Consider the following 19183-nt stretch of genomic DNA (forward strand, 5'->3'; position numbering starts at 1 on the left):
TTAACACAATTGAAAACCTACTAGGACTGCGGTAGCTCTTTTTACGTCAATACTGGGGATGCATGAGCCAGCACCGTACCAATCATGCATCTGCAGATTTTAACCACTAAATCGTGCAGAGGATAAAATGGCTCAAGATTCGGAGTTCGCTGTGGGAACTGTCGTTAAGCTAAGATCTGGTGGACCTGACATGACGATAAGAAGTATAGGTACGGATGCGAAATCTGGGAAACCAACAGGCACGATAATATGTCAGTGGTTTGCAGGGAAAAAATTGGAGCAAGGGACGTTTCCATTAACGTCAGTCGTGCTCGTTGAGGTTTCTCTTAAGAGTGCGACATGAAGCCGGCCGAAGTTGCGGCTTGGATGGTTACCCGAATTGAGCAGGAAGGCTGCCTTTACCAAGACGATGTTGTCGATTATCTGGTCAAAGGCAAGCAAGAAGAGCTACTGGCGGAAAATGCGGATGGTAATTTAGTTGTCGGAAGAACAGTTCTCTCTGCATTTCTCAAGCTAACAGAAACCACCGTGGTATGGGTAAAATCGGACAGGTATTGGCGCTGGCGAGTTACAGAGGATGAGCCTGGCAGGGAGAGTCGTGGTTGATGGTAAAAGAAAAGGGGGTAAGTCTTGGACTATCCCCTTTTTGGTATTTAAATGCCTTCGCCACGCAAAGCAAACGAATAATGCAAATGACTGCGGTTGAAGCACGAGTGAAATAATAAGTATCCAATGATTATTGGTCAGACTGATGCAACCTATCGCCAAGATAGAAAAGCCCCCAAAAACTAGTTATTAGCATTTGCCAAAATAAAAATGAGAAAATTAGCATATAAATGCTAGACGTCCATGAATGATAAATCGCTGGAAGTAAAGTTTTTACAGGTACGTAGATTGCTTGGCCAAATATGGCAAGGATAATAAGGACTAAGCTCTCTGCAGTCAAAAAGGCAAACATTGAGCACAAAAATCGCCTTCTTGTTAGCTCAATGGGTACAACTTTACCTTGAACCAAGATATCCAGCCTAGGGGCTGGGCTTGGCATAGTTTTATCAATATCCGTTTTATTGAACGTAGCGATAGCAGCGAGAGCCGCAATGTAAAAACCAGGTAAGCCTTGCACAAACCCGAGAATTTTGGCGATAACGGCGCCGTCGGCATAAAGGGCAATGGTGCCGTATCTTTTCAACCCAAACAAAATTCCTGTTGATAGCAAGGCCAGTACCAAGGGGTAAACCCAATCGACTTGCCACTTTTGCTTATGCTCAATAGACAAATAGGAAAATGGCCTGAGTAAATGTCTAAACATCATTCCTCCGGTTTTAAAAGATCTTTCATTTTCTCCAAAATCGGACTGCAAAACGTGTCGTAGGATGATTTTAAATCAAATTCGAAATCATCCAATTTTTCTTTCTTTACATAGCCTTGCACAGCTGCATCATCGGCATCCATTTCAATTGTTCTATCGATGCCAGTAGGCGTCTTAAATTTTATTCGAGCTCGACTATAGTCATCTCTATTTTGGCTGAGTACATTCCTTATCCTGTTGAATTTATCTCTAATAGGCCTATCCTCATCTTTCAATGTCAATACAAGAGTTTGACACTTTTCGCGAATATATCCATCCTGATCAATATTGAAATACTTTGTTTTTTCAGTGATTAGCTCAATAGATTGTATTTTCCCATGATCTAAGTCGTATTTTAGGTCATCAGAAATATGCCCTTCAAATATGCACTTAAAATTTACTTTATATTTCTTCAGCTTACCCGAACCGTCCAAAGCGCCATCAGGATGGTTCTGCTCAAATTCATTTGGGGCAAATGTTTTTGCATCATGAAGAATACTATTGAGTAACCGCTGAACAACAAATATGCTAAGTCCGGCACAATATTCAACCAGCACTAAAGCAGGATCGAGGTCGTCATGTGGCAGTTGAATTACCATGTGAACAGAAAAATCCTGCCCTTCTTTTTCCTGCTTTTCAGCGGTGCGACGTTTCTTTTCTTCCGGAATAGTAAAAACCGGATCAGACATGCCCTTATCGGACATATTCACTAGGATGCTGATAATGTCGCCATCTGAAGCCCAGTTAGAAACATAAAGTCGCTCGCGTCCTTTGGACATTTCTTTGATTCGCTGATCCTGAGGAACAAACTCCATCAATTGAAACGCCTTTCTGACAGAAATCGGTTTTGGAGCTTCGAAGGTTCTGGAGTCAGCGCCGATGGCAAGATCGTAAAACAATACCAAGCGTTCAGTTTTTTTCACTTGTCTTATCCGTTAAGAATTTTTCCGACGTATTACAACTTATTTCGAAGTATAGGAATTAAATATTAGACCGCAAGGAAAGCATAGGCCGCAGATATCTTCTCTCGATTTGGAATGATTTAGCTCGACATCGCGCCTGAAATCCTTGTATCTATCGGGGTTCACAACAACAGCGTGCTACACGCTTCCCGACGCACCCCTACCGATTTCTGAAAATCTTGGGGATTACGCTCAATGCAACGGCGCCTGTCAATATGCGTCGCTGCGGAGTTGTTTATCTACAACGCGCAATTCATAGTAATCAGGAGCTACCGCCTAACTAGAAGCAGCAACTCGCAGTTGACATCTTATCCGGCTATTCAACGCACCTGACTGGACGTATTAGAACGCAGGTCCCACCCCTGGGCGCTAGGAGCGTGACAGGGCAAATAAGGCGACCGCCTATTAAGTGAGGTATGCAGCCCGCATCCCGAACCCGACCGAATGAAAAGCAGGCAGCCGGATTTTGCCGAGACTGACATTCGAGAGCAATTCGTCCAGAGCGCGCTTGTTGCTATTAGGATTACTCATTTTGCTTCCTAAGTACGGGCTGCGGTCGCCCGATTACATTTAATGCCCAAGCTAACGCCAACGCCATTGCTCGCCCTAGCCCCTCCAACCCTATCCTATGACCTAGCGGTGAAATAGATCTGCGCGGGAACAGGTTTGACATCGGTTGTACTCGGCGCGAACCTCTCAGGCGCAGACCAATCGATGGACCGGTTCTGACGCAGTTTTTTAGTGGGCTTATCGCGTCTGTGTGTAGCATTGTTAATGCTGGACGAAAGCGAATTAAAATATCAGGGATTATGATATCAGCTAATTGCGCTATGTTCGCAACTTGCTTGTCAAGATTTTATGTTCTTATTTGCAGAATTAAATTGGAAATCAGATAATTGATCCCCATCAAATCTTTGAAGAATTGTTTATCTCGGATGATTCCGAAGTGCTTGGATAGCTTTGTTGTTGCGCATCCAGGAATTTTTAATGCGCAAGAACAAATCCCTAAATGACCCATAAAGGAAAAAGCGACGCAGGAAGTATAGATCAGAAAAGACGCGAGCCACCGATGCGACTAACACCGATGACCCGCTAACCACAATCACTTGTTAGGGAAGTAACTATGGCTACCGCAGAGTATAAGTCAGTACCGCACTCGTCTTCAAATTCCCGCATTCTGGGAATTGAACAAAACGAAGATAATCCCGAAATCATCAAACTCGTTTTCGATAAAGCCGATTTAATCCGCGCAGGTTTATTGCCGGATATTCCTATCCTCGCCAGCTTGCTTAACGGCAATATCGTCCTGTCGCCATACCCCTATGACACAGCCGATTTCGACGCCGCCACGGGCCGACCGCTCTAAGCATGCGTTGGCGGACGCGCAGGCAGGGCGTCCGCCTTTTGGCAAATCATCGCAAATCGTTTGTTTCCCGCTATCGCATGCAGATCACGCGATGCCGATTTCCTTCCCGCCTGAGTAACACGGTTTTTCAACTGTACCCGCTTTCTGTTGAGAAGGTATGCTGGAGAAAATTCCAGAGGCTGGCACCCTGTTTATTTAGCCAGGACAGGCCAGTGGATTATTGAATACCCAACAAATTTAGGTGAGCACATGGTTTTTCTCGCAATTACACCAGAAGGCCTGCAAGACGTACTCCGACTCGTGGCCGTCTCCCCAGGGCCCGTATGGTGTGGCGCCGACGCTATCTCTGAAGAGGACTTCGAGGCACTAACGATCAGCAACGTTACTCGCTTCGACTACTCGCTCGCAGATGGTGAATGGAACTCTCTCGAATCGGCCCTTAGCACAATCGCAGAGCATCATCCCGGCGAGCGGGTTTGGGTGGAAGATGCTTTTACAGGCAAAGGCGTGGAACCTTGAACTGCCCCCAGCCCGTATTCCACCTTTTGGGAACACGGGAAAAGAAGATTGAGCGGCAGCTTGCGAAATCTATGCCAATTTATCTCTAATCTCATGAGACTCGCTTGCCCAGCGATATTCGAATTTTTTGATTTAGAGATGTCTGTGTTTCTCCGCGTTGGGAATTGACCAAAACGAAGATAATCCCGAAATCATCAAACTTGTTTTCGATAAAGCGGATTTAATCCGCGCAGGTTTATTGCCGGATATTCCAATCCTCGCCAGCTTGCTCAACGGCAATATCGTCCTGTCGCCATACCCCTATGACACAGCCGATTTCGACGCCGCCACGGGCCGACCGCTCTAAGCATGCGTTGGCGGACGCGCAGGCAGGGCGTCCGCCTTTTAGCAGACCATCGCAAGCATCGCAAAACCGGGATTTCCGGCGATTGCATGCGCATCACGCGATACTGATTCCTTCCCGCCTGAAATCAAGTGGTGTGGGCCGCAGCCCCACGCCGCCCAACCGACCCGGCCGGTACACCGCAGGCTTAAACATTCCATTTCAAGCCAACCACCGAGTTGGATGCCCGCTGCGCCCCCGTGCCATCCCCAAGCGGCAAGAAAATCCCAAGCACATTGGTCAAAGGCCCGCACCCTCTCACCAACCAAAACATACAAACGTGTATATAAAACAAATCCAAAATTCTTTGTAGTTATAAAAATAAATTCCTAATCTCCGTGGGTTCTTACACAAACCCCCGGATGGAACATGAAATCACCCCAAACCCTCACCACCTTCGCACGCCAGATTCGCGGCGGTTTTCTGGCGTCCAGCCTGGTGCTGGCCACCGCATTGCTCAGCGGCCAGGCGCTCGCCGCTTCGGTGCTCGACACCAGCGACCAGCAAACGCTGGACGCCAAAGCCATCGCCATCAACGCCAGCAACAACTTCTCCGCGCAGCGCGCTGGCGTTGGCACTGCGTATGTGACGGCCTATGGCCTTATCCTTAGCCCGCAGGCCGCGTTGCGCTTGAATCCGGCGCTCAATGAACTGGTGTTCAGCGCGGTCCAGAAGGCGGTTAACAACGATCCGCTTTACCCCAAGGTGTACTGGCTGAATGCGCCGCCGCACAGTGGTTTTGGGCAGCAGGTGCCGGGTGGGCGTTATTCGTTTGATAATCCGGACAATATCTATCGCACCATCCCGATTGACGGCGCGTCCAGCTACGTCATCCACGGCCAGCGCAGCGGCAGCGGGCCCACCGACGTGACGTTTTCGCTGATCAATAACCCGAATTCGCAGCAGACCATTGCCGTGCTGACGGGCAATGATCTGGTGGTGAATGCCGATGGCAGTTACGTCGTCACCATCGATAGCCAGCCGGCCAATGGCCGCGTTAACCATATCCAGTCCACCGATCAGGCGGTGCAGCTGTTTGTGCGCAACAACCTGGGCAACTGGAATACCGAAGCGCCCGATCAGCTGAGCGTAACCCGCGTCGGCACGCCCAGCCGCGCGCCGCGTAGCGATGCGGATATCGCGGATGACGTGCGCACCAATCTCAACGAATCCGCGCTGGATTACGGCGTGGGCGCGTTGGGCATCAAAACGTATATCAATCCGGTGAATACGCTGGCGCAGCCGTCGTCCTCCAGCACCCTGGGCACGCTGACCACGCAGGCCAGCTCCTTCGGCCACTTCAAGCTGGCCAACGACGAGGCGCTGATCGCCACGGTCAATACCGGCGGCGCGGGTTATTTTGTGTTTCCCGTTACCGACCCGTGGAGCGTGACGGTGGACCCGATCAACCACCAGAGCAGCCTTAACAACAAGCAAGCCGTGCCCAACGCGGATGGCACGTTTACTTTTGTGCTGTCGCTGCAAGATCCGGGCGTTTACAACTGGATTGATCCGGTGGGCCTGAAAGAGGGCACGATCATGGCGCGTTGGCAGAACATCCCCGCCACTACGCCCGCGACCGGTGGCCCGGCCATCACTACGCAAGTGGTCAAACTGGCCAACCTGGCGGCGTATCTGCCGCCGGAGACGCAGTTTGTTAGCAGCAGCCAACGGGCACAGCAGTTGCAGAACCGGGCTGCGGGCTATGCGCGGCGGGTTGCCGGGCAGTAAGGCGGCGCTGGGCTGGCTCCGGGCTGGAGCGATCTGGCCCGGAGCAGGGCTATGACCCTATGTGACACGGTGAATGCGCTGTTCGCCCGATCATTTGGATGATTCGATAGTGCCGCTCTCGCGGCACTATTCGCTGTTACTGGCCTGCAGCAGATCTGGCAATCGGGATGCGGGCAGAAGTAGCTAGCGCCCAGACTTGGGCGGCGCATTAGTGCGGCCGCCTCCGGAAGGCTTGCCGGGGTTTTTGCTAGGCCAGTTTGGGGCCGGTGTTTGTTGTTTTCCGCTCATATCTTTCTCCTCGATCAGGTTACATAGATCAGCGTAAGCTGCGGCGCTGCTAATATCCTGCAGCCGCCGATAAAATCGCAGCCGCTTCTGAAACATAGACCACCTTTGCCATTGCAGTGATCGGGCCCTGCCTCAGGCCATGCCTGCTACTGGCGATGCGTAGGCAAGCGTAATAATCTGATCTCAATCGCGCTCCAATTCCCCCATAAAAACCAAGGAAAACCAGATTGAAGTCGTGCTCAGCAATCCAATTAATCCATAGCAGCATTCTCTTTCTCGCCTGCATGGTCGGAGCAAGCGCTGCCCATGCCGACGCATTCACCCTAAGGGTGGTCGACGAATTTCATACTCAGATGCCGGAATGGAAGGTGAAGGTACTGGCTGATAATGATCTCGAAATCAGCATGCCTGATACTTCAAAAGTATTTCTCGACAATATCCGCGCTTATTGCAGTGCCCACAAAACTGATTGCAGTGCGGAGATCACCGAGTTCGTCAAGAATGGCATCGCGGTATTGAAGAGCCAATCTGGCGAGCACGCATTTTTGCCTGAAAAAATCTATCCGGTTTTACGCAAGGCGGGCTACGGGGTAAACGCCGTTGCGGCGTTCAAGGACGATGGCAAGCCAAAGCCGGATTCGCAGTTAGTGGTGTTGCCGTTAACCAGAAACATTGAGGTTTTGTTTGCGCAGGATTCCGCTAACGCGATCCGGTTTGTAACTCGTGGCGAGATGGCGGCTGCGAATCTTACTGAATCGACTTTGTTTGCATTGGCACGGCGCAATTGCGCTCAGTTACCCGCGCCCGAAATCATCGCGGTGGATGGTTTGCCCGATACCGTGCTTATTGGGGCGGAAATTGCGCTGAATAGCGCCTATCTGTTTGATTCCGCGCTGTTGGCCCAGATTGAAAAACGGCTAGGCGGGCCATTGGCCATGGCGGTGCCAACGCGAGATTGGGTGCTGTTGACCCGAGCAGATAAGCCAGAGCGCGTGGCGGCATTGCGAGCGACGGTGAAAGTCGCAGCGGCGCGCGAGCCTTACCCCGTTTCAGATGAACTGATGACGTGGTCCGGCAGCGCCTGGCAATTGCTTGCGCCAAATTAATCCGTCGCCGCTGCGATTAATCCAGCGCTGGGGGCGGGTGTTGCACCCGCCCCAGCCTTTTAATTAGCCAAAGAAATCCCCGCCGCGCTGGCCCGGGCCGCGTGCAGTTTCTGGTAGCTATCAATCAAGCGCTGATGCCGGTCCAGCCCTTCCAGTTTCATGCTGGTCGGCGTCAGGCCATAAAAGCGCACGCTGCCGTCGATAGAGCCCAATACCGCGTCCATACGTTCGTTGCCGAACATGCGCCGGAAGCTCGTTTCGTAATCGGCGATATCCATCTCAGCATCCAGCGTTACTTCCAGTGCAGCGTTAAGCGCCTGGTAGAACAGGCCGCGTTCCAGCGTATTGTCGTTGTATTGCAGGAAGGCGCCGACCAGATCGTGCGCGTCTTCAAAGCGCTTGAGCGCCAGATTAATCAGCAGTTTTAATTCGAGGATGGTCAGTTGACCCCAGACGGTGTTCTCGTCAAATTCAATGCCGATCAGGGTAATGATGTCGCTGTAATCGTCCAGTTCGCTGTTTTCCAGGCGGCGCAGCAAAATCTTTAGCCCGGCTTCATTCAGCCTGTGCAGGTTCAGGATATCTTCGCGGAACATCAGCGCTTTATTGGTGTTATCCCAGATCAGATCTTCCACCGGATAAACCTCGGAATAACCGGGGACCAGAATGCGGCAGGCGGTGGCGCCTAAATCATCGTAGACCGCCACATAGGCTTCTTTGCCCATGGCTTTAAGGATGCCGAACAGCGCGTCCGCTTCCTCAGCATTGGAGTTCTGGCCGTCGTTCGTGAAATCCCATTCCACAAACTGATAGTTGGATTTAGCGCTAAAGAAGCGCCAGGACACCACGCCGCTCGAATCAATAAAGTGCTCGACGAAGTTATTCGGCTCAGTCACCGCATTGCTTTCAAAGGTGGGCGGGGGCAAATCGTTAAGGCCTTCAAAGCTGCGGCCTTGCAGCAGTTCGGTCAGGCTGCGTTCCAATGCCACTTCAAAATTGGGGTGCGCGCCAAAAGATGCAAAGACGCCGCCGGTGCGCGGGTTCATCAGCGTGACGCACATCAAGGGATATTTGCCGCCGAGGGACGCATCTTTAACAAAGACGGGAAAGCCCTGTTCTTCCAGCCCTTTGATGCCGGCGACGATGCGCGGATATTTGGCCAATACGTCTTGCGGCACGTCGGGCAAGGCAATTTCGCCTTCCAGAATTTCGCGTTTAACCGCGCGCTCAAAGATTTCGGACAGACATTGCACTTGCGCTTCCGCCAGCGTATTGCCCGCGCTCATGCCGTTGCTGACGTAGAGGTTCTCAATCAGGTTGGAGGGGAAATAAACCACCGTGCCATCCGATTGCCGCACAAACGGCAAGGAACAGATGCCGCGCGCCACGTTGCCGGAGTTGGTGTCGATCAGATGTTCGCCGCGCAATTCGCCGTCGGGGTCATAGAATTCGCGGCAGTACTGGTCAAGAATTTCCGCGGGCAACGCGTCATGCGGGCCGGGCTTGAACCAGCGCTCATTCGGGTAATGCACAAATGGCGCATTGGCAATTTCTTCGCCCCAATAACTGCCGCCGTAAAAATGGTTGCAATTCAAACGCTCGATAAATTCACCCAAAGCCGAAGCCAGTGCGCTTTCTTTGGTCGAGCCTTTGCCATTAGTAAAACACATGGGCGAATGCGCATCGCGGATATGCAAAGACCACACATTCGGCACGATATTGCGCCACGACGCGATCTCGATCTTCATGCCCAGGCGCGCCAGCACGCCGGACATATTGGCGATGGTCTGTTCCAGAGGCAGGTCTTTGCCGGGGATATAGGTGGCGGCATCGGCAGCCGGATTCAGCGTCAGCAAAGCTTGTGCATCGGCATCCAGATTCTCGACTTCTTCAATCACAAATTCCGGGCCGGTCTGCACCACTTTCTTGACGGTGCAGCGGTCGATTGATCGCAATATGCCCTGGCGATCTTTGTCCGAAATATCGGCCGGCAATTCGACCTGAATCTTGAAGATCTGCTGGTAACGGTTTTCCGGGTCAACAATATTGTTCTGCGACAGGCGGATATTTTCGGTCGAGATATTCCGGGTCTCGCAATACAGCTTGACGAAGTAAGCCGCGCACAACGCCGACGAAGCCAGAAAATAATCGAACGGGCCGGGGGCCGAGCCATCGCCTTTATAGCGGATGGGCTGATCGGCGATCACCGTAAAATCGTCGAACCGGGCTTCCAGACGCAGCTTGTCGAGAAAGTTGACCTTAATTTCCATGAGAATTCCAAAGCACTCAAAACGATACAGCCGCCATTATCCGGGTTTTTGCGTGCTTATCTCGTGCTTCTCCATCCGGGCTGCTGACCGGACAGCGCGCGTGCGCCTGGCCTTGCGCCTCGCGCATCCCACAGGGTCTTGCTCAATCCGCCGACTTTAACGCTGGGCGCATTTCCGCAGAATGGATGCATCGACTCACCGGAGAAGCATCATGCAAGCGGCAGACTGGAACGCCAACAACAAAGCGCTCGGCCAATTGTCCGTGGTCTTGCTAGGCAAAACCGTGCCAGTGCCAGAAGAAGGCTATGGCACCCAGCGCGCCACGGTGCAGCAGGTTTTATCCGTGGGCGATACCGAAGCCGACGACGACCATCCCGACACCGCGCTGCGCACGCGCGACGTTAAACTCAAGATTAGCTACACCGATAAAGACGGGCTGCAAAAAGAAGGCTTCGTCACCGGCGATTTGCGCTTTGGCGTGGAATCGGCCTCGGAAACCATCGCGCTAAGCGCGGATGCGATTGATTTCCAGGCTTATATTGATGGGCCGGATGAGACTTGATCCGGCTTTGGTCGGCCGCAGTGGGGCATGCTGCGGGTTACCCTCAATGTGCTGATCCTGGAGGTACGCTGGGCAGTCCGGTGGGCTTGGGCTGCCAGATCACCGAATTGCGCGCATTGGCTGCATCTACCGGTTTGGGGTCGACCAGATCGCGCTGGCTCAATTCAACGCAATATTGGTAGAACTGCGAATTCCGGCCCCACCAGACCGGATCAAGATGAGCCGCATCAATATGTGAAATCACCGTTTTCAACGCCTTGATATCGGTGTATTGGCAGGCGAAACGCGCATAGGCGTCGTAATTCTCTTTGTCTGGATAGTCATGGATCAGGCGTTCAAAACCGGCGCGCATGCGCGACCAATCCACCATGCGCGTCAATTCCGGCTCGGGCCCATTACTGAGCTCACTGGCATATAAGCGGGCATACAGCGAATCGCCCCAGCGCGGAAACGTGCTACGCGTGGATTGATCAATAAAATCGTTTAGCGCTTGATTCGACCCGCCCCATTTGGGCTCCAGCAGAAAGCTCCCGCTGGTATAGATCGGCAGGTAATAGGGGACTTTGGTGGTGGCTTCTTTCAGTACCGCCAGATACTCGTCCTGATGGTCGCCTTCACGATAGCGGCTTAATTTCAGCATGGCGGCATACCAGCCCGGATCCTGGCGCGCGGGCCCGGACATCTTTTGTAGTTTCTGATATGCCTTCTCTATATTCGCCCGGAGCTCGTCCCATTGTTCCTGCGTTACGCTGCTGGACCAACCGGTGCCTCGCACATATTGCCCATAAGAGATGTCATAGGTCGCATCCAGTATCTGCGCCGACACCGAGCGCGGATATTGCGTGCGCCAGTCGGTCAGATTCTTGCGCCAGGTAATCCAGTCCAGTGCATCGGTATCGGTATCCTGCGGCAGGCAGCCGCAGCCCAGGCTGAATGCGTTGTAATAGATCTGCAGCCTGGGATAACCCGAACCCAGCGTTAGATGATTTTGCCGGGCCTGATCAATGCGCCGATCCAGTTCCACAAAATTGCGGGCCTCCAGCAATTTGATGAACTGATTGCGTATAACCATTGATTCGGTGGGCGGGGTGGAATCCGCGTCAGCATAAGCCACCGTGCTGGAGCAAACGCACAGTGCAAGCAGTGGTAATAACAGGCGATAAAACAGTCTGGGTAAGTACATGGATATACCGATAGCGGGAGCGTGCAATTAACGAGCGGCGTAAATGCAATGATCAGACCGACTTTTTATTGGCCGCACCAGATTTTGCATAGGCCATGCAACGATTGAATAAATCGCGCGAATAGCCCCACGTATGGATCAGCGGTTGCGCCGTATCAATGTGTTTGACGGCAGAGCGCAGCGCCTTCAGATCGCCATATTGGCAAGCAAAGCGGGCGTACTGGCTGTAATTGACCGCTGCCGGAAAGTCATGCACCACTCGCTCAAAGCCTTTACGCATGCGCGGCCATTCGACAGCGGGGTCCAGCGTTTGCTCATAGCGCATCTCTCGAGCGTAAAGCCGCGCATATAAAGTCTCGCCCCAAAAGCTTTGTGTTAACGCCACCGAGTGCTCGATCAGCGCTTTTTCTTCTTGCTCCGAACCCATCCAGCGCGGCTCAAAATAGCCCGCGGCCAAAGTATAAAGCGGCAAATAGTCCGGATATTTTTGGGTGGCTTCTTGCCACAGCAAAACGTATTCATGGCGATTATCGCCGCCTTGCAATCGCATTAAACGCAGCTTTGCGGCATACCAACCGCGGTCTTGGCGGGCAGGGCCGCTCATGCTTTGCAACAGCGTCGCGGCGCGGTCCAGGTAGATCTGCATCAATTTCCACTGCTCAGGCCGCACATCTTTCGCGTAATCGGTGCCGCGGGCATATTCGCCATACGAAATATGATAAGTGGCGTAAAGGATTTGCGCGTTGATCGATTGCGGCGCCAGCTTGTGCCACTGTTCCAGCGCCTGCCGCCAACGCACCCATTGCAACGCGTCGGGCTCTGTAATGCTGTGCTCGGTGCAGCTGCAATCGGCGGTAAAGGCGCTGTAGTACAGCTGTATCAGCGGCGTACCGTCAGGGGTGGTGGAGCGGTTTTGGCGCGCAGCATCCATTTGCGCGTCCAGCTCGGCAAAATTGCGCGCGTCGAGTAATGCGGTTAGCCGGTTATGCACATCGGTCTGGTCGAGCAGTGCATCGGCATACACGGGTTGGGCCGCCAGAATGAGGGCAGGGAGCAGCCAACGGACGAGCAAGCGAGTCAGGGTCATGGTTATGCGCGGGCGGTTGATATTTGATATGTCCCGAACGGCACAGCATGGCATTGCGCCACTGCCTTACCGGCATGTCAGGATCTTTAATGGTGCGAGTGTGCCATTGACGAGGCCCGTCAGGTGGCCCGCTAGTAAGCGCCGAGCGGTGGCTGCGGCTAACGCGCTACAGCCTTGACCAAATTTTCATATAAGGAATATATTCCCTCATATGGAAAATCAGCCCGACCCCATCGACTCCCTCGACCAGCACCTCGCCCAGCGCCTCAAAGCGTTGCGCGGCGAGCATGCGTGGTCGTTAGACGAGCTCTCGCGCCGCAGCGGCATCAGTCGCGCCACGCTGTCCCGCCTCGAAAACGCCGAAGTCAGTCCCACCGCCAGCGTGCTGGGCAAACTCTGCGCCGCCTATGGTCTGACGGTGTCACGGCTGATGCGCATGGTCGAAGCGCAATTCCAGCCGCTTATCCGCCCCGAAGCGCAAGCGCTCTGGTCCGATCCGCAACATGGCTTTCGCCGCCGCTCGGTTTCGCCGCCCGCCGCCACGCTGGCTGGCGAAGCCTTGCTGTGCGAACTCGAGCCCGACACCCACATCCGCTACGAGGCCTCGCCGCGTCCGGGCCTCGAACACCATCTGCTATTACAAGAAGGCCAGCTGCGCATTACGGTCGACGGCCACACTTACGATCTGCAACCGGGCGACTGCCTGCGCTACCAACTGCACGGTGCCAGCGCCTTCGATACGCCTGCCGATTCCGGCGCCCGCTACTACCTGTTTATTGTGTGATGCCCATGTCCAACCCGACCCCGACCCAAGCTTCAACCATCACCGTCTTTACCGCCTCCGACCTCGAAAGCCATCTGCCCGCCCTGACGCGCATGCTGCAGGATTGCGTCGCCGCGGGTGCCAGCATCAGTTTTTTGATGCCATTCCCGGCTGAGCAGGCCGAAGCATTCTGGCGCGGCAACGTGCTGCCCGCGCTGCAATCCGGCACGCGCAGCTTGCTGGTGGCCCTGCAGGACGGCCAGCTCGCCGGATCGGTGCAGCTGGATTACGACACGCCGCCCAACCAGCCGCACCGCGCCGAAGTGCGCAAGCTGATGGTCCATCCGCAATTCCGCCGCTTGGGCATCGCCAAGGCCTTGATGCGGCAACTGGAAACCCTCGCCGGCGAATTGAACCGCACCCTACTGACGCTCGACACCCGCAGTGGCAGCGAGGCCGAACCGCTGTATATCGGGCTCGGCTATCAGGTGGTCGGCCAGATCCCTGATTACGCGCTGGATGCGCCGGAAAGCGAGGCGGGCCGCGGCTTGCACGCCACCACCATCATGTACAAGCAGCTCTAACCCAATAGCGTGAGCCGATTAATTGATCTAATCGGCTCACAGAATGAGCCGAATAGCGTGCCGTAATCGGCTCATGGCTCCGTATGGCTTCAACAAATATCGCCTCGAAATGCCTCCCATGCGGCAGCGCAATATCAGCCATCGCCCGACAAGCCCACCGCTTCGCATCCGTTACCATCGCTAACAAACGATGTAAGCACAGGAACAGCGGTGTCGGTCATCTCATCCCTGCAGGTTGGCGTGCTGGACCCTCAGGGCCCGGTAGCGGCCGCCGAGCGCACGATTTTGCTCAATGCCACAGTCATCATGCTGGCGGTGATCATCCCGGTGATCCTGCTGACGCTGGCGTTTGCGTGGTGGTTTCGTGCGGGCAACGCCAAGGCCAAACGCTCGCCTGACTTTGCCTATTCCGGGCCGGTTGAGGTGGTGGTGTGGGCGATTCCGATGCTGATCGTGCTGTTTCTTGGCGGCATCGCGTGGATCGGCTCGCACGATCTCGATCCGCCCAAACGCATCCTGGCCAAGCATTCGCCCATCGACGTGCAAGTGGTGTCGCTGGACTGGAAATGGCTGTTTATCTATCCCGCGCTGGGCGTGGCGTCGGTCAACAAACTGGTGGTGCCCGCTGGCGCGCCGCTGCGTTTGCAATTGACGTCCGCGACGGTCATGAACAGTTTTTTTGTGCCGCAATTAGGCAGCCAGATTTATACGATGGCGGGCATGTCCACGCGGCTTAATTTATTGGCCGATAAGCCCGGTGTTTATCCTGGATTGTCAGCGCAATTTAGCGGGCAAGGTTTCTCCGATATGCGTTTTAACGTGCAGGCACTGCCGGAAGGCCAGTTCAACCAATGGTTGGCGGCAGCCAAACGCAATCCGGCGCAATTAACCGCTGCCACTTATGCGCAATTGGCTAAACCGGGCCTGCAAGCCGCGCCGCTGGAATTTGGCGCCATCGGCCAGGGCGTATTCGATGCCATCGTCGATGCGCGGCCCTTACCGGTTAGCGCCAGCGCCACCGAAAGTGCCGCTTCCCCCGCAGACGATGCCTCTGCTTCCGATCATTCCGCAATGGCGATGTAATCCATGAGTTCAAGCGTATTCCTGGGCAAGCTGGATTGGAGCGCCATTCCTTTAAACGAGCCATTACCGTTGATTTCAGCGGCGGTGGTGGTCGCGGTGATTGCGGCGATTCTGGGTCTGGTCACCTACAAGCGCGCCTGGCCGTATTTCTGGAAGGAATGGATTACCAGCGTCGACCATAAACGCGTTGGCGTGATGTATGTGGTGCTCGCCTTGGTGATGTTGCTGCGTGGTTTTGCCGATGCATTAATGATGCGTTCGCAATTGGCCATGGCGGCGGGTACGGCGCACGGTTATTTGCCGCCCGATCATTACAACCAGATCTTTTCTGCGCACGGCACCATCATGATTTTCTTTGTGGCCATGACCTTTATGGTGGGCCTGATGAATTTTGTGGTGCCGTTGCAGATTGGCGCGCGCGATGTGGCTTTTCCGGTGCTGAATTCAGTCAGTTTCTGGCTGACCGCGTCGGGCGCCTTGTTATTGAATATGTCCTTGGTGATCGGCGAATTCGCGCGCACCGGTTGGCTGGTTTATCCGCCCTTGTCGGAGCTGGCGTATTCGCCCGGCGTGGGCGTCGATTATTACTTGTGGTCGTTGCAGATATCGGGCGTGGGCACGCTATTGTCGGGCGTCAATCTCACCACCACCATACTTAAACTGCGCGCGCCGGGCATGGGTTATAGCCGCATGCCGATCTTTACCTGGACGGCATTGGCATCCAATTTATTGATCATTGCCGCATTCCCGATTTTAACCGCCACTTTGGGCATGTTATTGCTCGACCGTTATCTGGGTTTTCATTTCTTTACCAATGACGGCGGCGGCAACGCCATGATGTATATCAATCTGATCTGGGCTTGGGGCCATCCCGAAGTTTATATCCTGATCCTGCCGGCATTTGGTGTGTTCTCCGAAGTGATTGCCACATTCTCCGGCAAAGCGTTATTTGGCTATCGCTCGATGGTGATTGCCACCATGGGCATTTGTATTCTGTCGTTTATGGTCTGGCTGCATCACTTCTTTACGATGGGGGCGGGGGCCGACGTTAATGGCTTTTTCGGCATCATGACCATGATTATCGCCATCCCCACCGGCGTTAAGGTGTTTAACTGGTTGTTCACTTTATACGGCGGCACGGTGCGTTTTAATACGCCCTTATTGTGGGCCATCGGTTTTATGATCACATTTGTGATTGGCGGCATGACGGGCGTTTTAATGGCGGTGCCACCGGCCGATTTTGTTTTGCATAACAGCCTGTTTCTGGTGGCGCATTTCCACAATGTGGTGATAGGCGGCGTGGTGTTTGGCGCGTTTGCTGGCTACACCTATTGGTTTCCTAAAGCCTTCGGCTTTACCCTAGATGAACGCTTGGGCAAAGCCAGTTTCTGGTGCTGGTTAATTGGTTTTTATCTCGCCTTTATGCCGCTTTATCTATTGGGATTAATGGGTGCGACGCGACGTATGCAGCATTATCCCGAAACCGGTTGGCAACCGATGATGATCGTGGCTCTGGTCGGCGCCTTGGTCATCTTTGCCGGGATTTTGCTGACGATTGCGCAATTGGTGGTCAGCATCCGTACGCGCGATCAGCGGCGTGATCACAGTGGCGACCCTTGGCAAGGCCGCACGCTGGAATGGTCTACCCGCTCGCCGCCGCCGGAATATAACTTTGCCCGTCTGCCGCAAATCAAAGGCCTCGATGCCTGGCATCAGGCGCGCGAAGAGGGCCGTAAAACGCTCGAAGCGGCGCCGTATGATCCCGCCGAAAAACTACATGTGCCGCGCGGCAGCGCCACCGGTTTTGTCGCCGCGTTCTTCTCGGTGGCGATGGGGTTTGCGCTGGTCTGGCATATCTGGTGGCTGGCCATCATTGGCTTGGTCGGCATCGTCGCCACCGGCCTGGTCCACGCCTGGCGCACCGTGCACGACATCGAAGTCATCCCCGAAGACACCGACCTCGCCCGCTTGATTGGACCCTCGCCACCATGACCGACGCCCAGATTTCGCAAATGACGCCGGAAGGCAGTGAGATTCCAATCTCCGAACGCGGCCCCGCGCCCACGCGCGTGGTGGTCAGTTATGGATTCTGGCTATTTATCCTCAGCGACATCATCTTGTTTGCCGCGCTGTTTGCGGCGTATGCGGTGTTGTCGGGGCAGACCGCGGGCGGGCCCTCGGGCCACCAACTGTTTGATCGCGGCCATGTGCTGATCGAGACCGCGTGTTTGCTGCTCTCCAGCTTTACTTGCGGCATGTTCTCGCTGGCCATCGACCAGCGCAGTGCGCGCTATACCTATGTGTTTGGCGCGATCACGTTTGCGCTCGGGTTGGGCTTTATCGGGCTGGAATTGAGCGAATTCACCGAAATGATCGCCCATGGCAATGGCCCGCAACGCAGTGCCTTCTTGTCGGCTTTCTTTGCGCTGGTGGGCATGCACGGCACGCACGTTACGCTGGGGCTGGCCTGGTTGTTGGGCATGCTGGCGCAAGTGGCCACGTTGGGTTTTACCCCACGCGTGGTGGGCCGCTTACGCTGTTTTAGTCTGTTCTGGCACGCGCTCGATGTGGTGTGGATCGGCGTATTCACCATCGTTTATCTGGGAGCGCACTGATGGCCAACGCAAATGATCGCTCGTCCAACATCCCGGACAACACGCCGGAACAGCACGGCCACGCCGAGGGCCAAGGGCACGATGCCCAAGGCAAACCGCCTGGCGAGACGCCCGATCTACGCGCGGGCGTGCTCAAATATCTGGCGGGCCTGGGCGGCTCCATCATCCTGACGCTGGCCTCGTTCTGGGCGGCCGGCACCGATCAGGTATGGGGCCCCGGCATCCCCGTGCTGCTGGCCGCGCTGGCCATCGCGCAAATGGGCGTGCACCTGGTGTTCTTTCTGCATATTTCCAGCGGCCCGGAAAACACCAACAACATCCTGGCACTGGCATTTGGCGTGTTTGTGGTGGCGCTGGTGGTGTTCGGCTCGATGATCATCATGGCCAATCTCAATAGCCATATGCTGCCGATGGATAAGTTGCTGCAGATGCAGCGATAGATGTTAAGGAATCACAAAAGATTTCATAAACGCCGATTTGGGTGTTTACGGAATCATTTGTGATTTCTTTAACTTTTACTGGTCGTCTTTGTGCAAGTCCGGCATCGGGTTCCCCGCGCCATCCACACCCCGAATCAGCGCGCGTCCTACACCGGCCCCCCAATCTTTTCCGCTAGTATCGTTACCAAATTTGTAAGCATCCAGTTTCCAACCCGACGTAAACCCTAACGGCCCCCGCTCATGGCGCAGGTGTTCAGCCGGCACGACGTGCTCTGGCTCAAGCTGTTTCTGTTGGCTTTGCTGGCGCTGGCTGCGGCTGGGGTCGGGGTGGTGACGTGGAGCATGCAGCCGCAAGATGTCGGCGGGGCGGCGGTGTTGCAGCCGGTGCCGTTCAGCCACAAGCACCATGTGGCCGATGACGGGATCGATTGCCGCTTTTGTCATACCTCGGTGGACAAGGGCCGGGTGGCCGGGCTGCCCGCGACGGAAGTGTGCATGACCTGTCATTCGCAACTGTTTAAAGACGCGCCCTTGTTGCAGCCGGTGCGTGACAGCTGGGCCAGCGGGCGGCCGATGGCGTGGGCGCGGGTGCATGATCTGCCCGATTTCGCCTATTTTGATCACAGTATTCACGTCAACAAGGGCGTGACCTGTATGGAATGCCATGGGCGCGTGGACCAGATGCCGCTGACGTGGCGCAACGCCAGTCTCGAAATGCAATGGTGTCTGGACTGCCATCGTAATCCGGGCCCGCATTTGCACCGGCCCGAGCAGGTTTATCACATGCCCGCGCAGGCGGTGCTCACGCAGTCCGAGATCGACGATTTGCTGCAGCAATATCAGATTGCCGACCGGCGTCGGCTAACCGATTGCTCCACCTGCCATCGCTGACGC

Annotated in this window: 18 protein-coding genes; 13 read left to right on the forward strand and 5 right to left on the reverse strand. The window is 54.7% G+C overall.

Going from position 1 to position 19183, the window contains the following annotated elements; genetic code table 11:
- Positions 1–127 precede the first annotated feature (127 nt).
- Both ACYQ1A_RS08950 and ACYQ1A_RS08955 read left to right on the forward strand, forming a co-directional pair.
- On the forward strand, positions 128–343 hold the full coding sequence (locus tag ACYQ1A_RS08950; protein ID WP_499361749.1) for a YodC family protein: 216 nt from the start codon (positions 128–130) through the stop codon (positions 341–343).
- A complete protein-coding gene (locus ACYQ1A_RS08955; protein ID WP_062221769.1) occupies positions 340–606 on the forward strand; it encodes a DUF6953 family protein in 267 nt (88 codons plus the stop codon). The genes ACYQ1A_RS08950 and ACYQ1A_RS08955 overlap by 4 nt, the downstream gene beginning before the upstream one ends.
- A 130-nt stretch (positions 607–736) precedes the next feature.
- Here the strand turns inward: ACYQ1A_RS08955 and ACYQ1A_RS08960 are convergent, their stop codons facing one another.
- A complete protein-coding gene (locus ACYQ1A_RS08960) occupies positions 737–1312 on the reverse strand; it encodes a hypothetical protein (RefSeq protein WP_499361750.1) in 576 nt (191 codons plus the stop codon).
- Positions 1309–2271: a hypothetical protein gene (locus ACYQ1A_RS08965; protein WP_499361751.1), complete on the reverse strand. Its 963-nt coding sequence runs from the start codon at positions 2269–2271 to the stop codon at positions 1309–1311. The genes ACYQ1A_RS08960 and ACYQ1A_RS08965 overlap by 4 nt, the downstream gene beginning before the upstream one ends.
- Before the next feature lie 1162 nt (positions 2272–3433).
- On the opposite strand from ACYQ1A_RS08965, the gene ACYQ1A_RS08970 reads away from it, so the two are divergent.
- The 3 genes from ACYQ1A_RS08970 (at position 3434) to ACYQ1A_RS08980 (ending at position 7702) form a co-directional block, all read left to right on the forward strand.
- Complete coding sequence (locus ACYQ1A_RS08970) at positions 3434–3676, forward strand: hypothetical protein (RefSeq protein WP_062221764.1); 243 nt, start codon at positions 3434–3436, stop codon at positions 3674–3676.
- A 1270-nt stretch (positions 3677–4946) separates the two neighbouring features.
- A complete protein-coding gene (locus ACYQ1A_RS08975; RefSeq protein ID WP_062221760.1) occupies positions 4947–6308 on the forward strand; it encodes a GPI anchored serine-threonine rich family protein in 1362 nt (453 codons plus the stop codon).
- Positions 6309–6823: 515 nt separating this feature from the next.
- Positions 6824–7702, forward strand: coding sequence for a DUF1444 family protein (locus ACYQ1A_RS08980; protein WP_499361752.1), 879 nt, complete (start codon positions 6824–6826; stop codon positions 7700–7702).
- A gap of 59 nt (positions 7703–7761) precedes the next feature.
- Here the strand turns inward: ACYQ1A_RS08980 and ACYQ1A_RS08985 are convergent, their stop codons facing one another.
- Positions 7762–9972 (reverse strand): OsmC domain/YcaO domain-containing protein, encoded by a 2211-nt coding sequence (locus tag ACYQ1A_RS08985; RefSeq protein WP_499361753.1) that lies wholly within the window; start codon positions 9970–9972, stop codon positions 7762–7764.
- A gap of 211 nt (positions 9973–10183) precedes the next feature.
- Between ACYQ1A_RS08985 and ACYQ1A_RS08990 the strand changes: the two genes are divergently transcribed.
- Positions 10184–10534 (forward strand): hypothetical protein, encoded by a 351-nt coding sequence (locus tag ACYQ1A_RS08990; RefSeq protein ID WP_062221754.1) that lies wholly within the window; start codon positions 10184–10186, stop codon positions 10532–10534.
- A 43-nt stretch (positions 10535–10577) separates the two neighbouring features.
- Here ACYQ1A_RS08990 and ACYQ1A_RS08995 read toward each other — a convergent pair whose 3' ends face one another.
- Both ACYQ1A_RS08995 and ACYQ1A_RS09000 read right to left on the reverse strand, forming a co-directional pair.
- The gene (locus ACYQ1A_RS08995; RefSeq protein WP_499361754.1) at positions 10578–11606 is read right to left on the reverse strand and encodes a DUF4034 domain-containing protein; all 1029 of its coding nucleotides are present in this window, start codon (positions 11604–11606) and stop codon (positions 10578–10580) included.
- 163 nt (positions 11607–11769) lie between these two features.
- A complete protein-coding gene (locus ACYQ1A_RS09000; RefSeq protein WP_499361755.1) occupies positions 11770–12804 on the reverse strand; it encodes a hypothetical protein in 1035 nt (344 codons plus the stop codon).
- A 211-nt stretch (positions 12805–13015) separates the two neighbouring features.
- Here ACYQ1A_RS09000 and ACYQ1A_RS09005 point away from each other — a divergent pair, with 211 nt between their 5' ends.
- The 7 genes from ACYQ1A_RS09005 to ACYQ1A_RS09035 all read left to right on the forward strand — a co-directional run bounded on the left by ACYQ1A_RS09005 (position 13016) and on the right by ACYQ1A_RS09035 (position 19180).
- Positions 13016–13588, forward strand: coding sequence for a helix-turn-helix domain-containing protein (locus ACYQ1A_RS09005; RefSeq protein WP_499361756.1), 573 nt, complete (start codon positions 13016–13018; stop codon positions 13586–13588).
- 5 nt (positions 13589–13593) lie between these two features.
- The gene (locus tag ACYQ1A_RS09010; protein ID WP_499361757.1) at positions 13594–14151 is read left to right on the forward strand and encodes a GNAT family N-acetyltransferase; all 558 of its coding nucleotides are present in this window, start codon (positions 13594–13596) and stop codon (positions 14149–14151) included.
- 210 nt (positions 14152–14361) lie between these two features.
- A complete protein-coding gene (gene cyoA, locus ACYQ1A_RS09015; protein ID WP_499361758.1) occupies positions 14362–15234 on the forward strand; it encodes a ubiquinol oxidase subunit II in 873 nt (290 codons plus the stop codon).
- A gap of 3 nt (positions 15235–15237) precedes the next feature.
- Positions 15238–17226, forward strand: coding sequence for a cytochrome o ubiquinol oxidase subunit I (gene cyoB, locus ACYQ1A_RS09020; RefSeq protein ID WP_499361759.1), 1989 nt, complete (start codon positions 15238–15240; stop codon positions 17224–17226).
- A complete protein-coding gene (cyoC, locus tag ACYQ1A_RS09025; protein WP_053939240.1) occupies positions 17223–17849 on the forward strand; it encodes a cytochrome o ubiquinol oxidase subunit III in 627 nt (208 codons plus the stop codon). The genes cyoB and cyoC overlap by 4 nt, the downstream gene beginning before the upstream one ends.
- Positions 17849–18289 carry a cytochrome o ubiquinol oxidase subunit IV gene (cyoD, locus tag ACYQ1A_RS09030; RefSeq protein WP_083459341.1) on the forward strand — a complete coding sequence of 147 codons (441 nt, stop codon included), beginning with the start codon at positions 17849–17851 and terminating at the stop codon, positions 18287–18289. Before cyoC ends, cyoD begins: the two co-directional genes overlap by 1 nt.
- 240 nt (positions 18290–18529) lie before the next feature.
- Complete coding sequence (locus tag ACYQ1A_RS09035; protein WP_499361760.1) at positions 18530–19180, forward strand: cytochrome c3 family protein; 651 nt, start codon at positions 18530–18532, stop codon at positions 19178–19180.
- Positions 19181–19183 lie beyond the last annotated feature (3 nt).

The organism is Silvimonas sp. JCM 19000 (genome assembly GCF_054652575.1).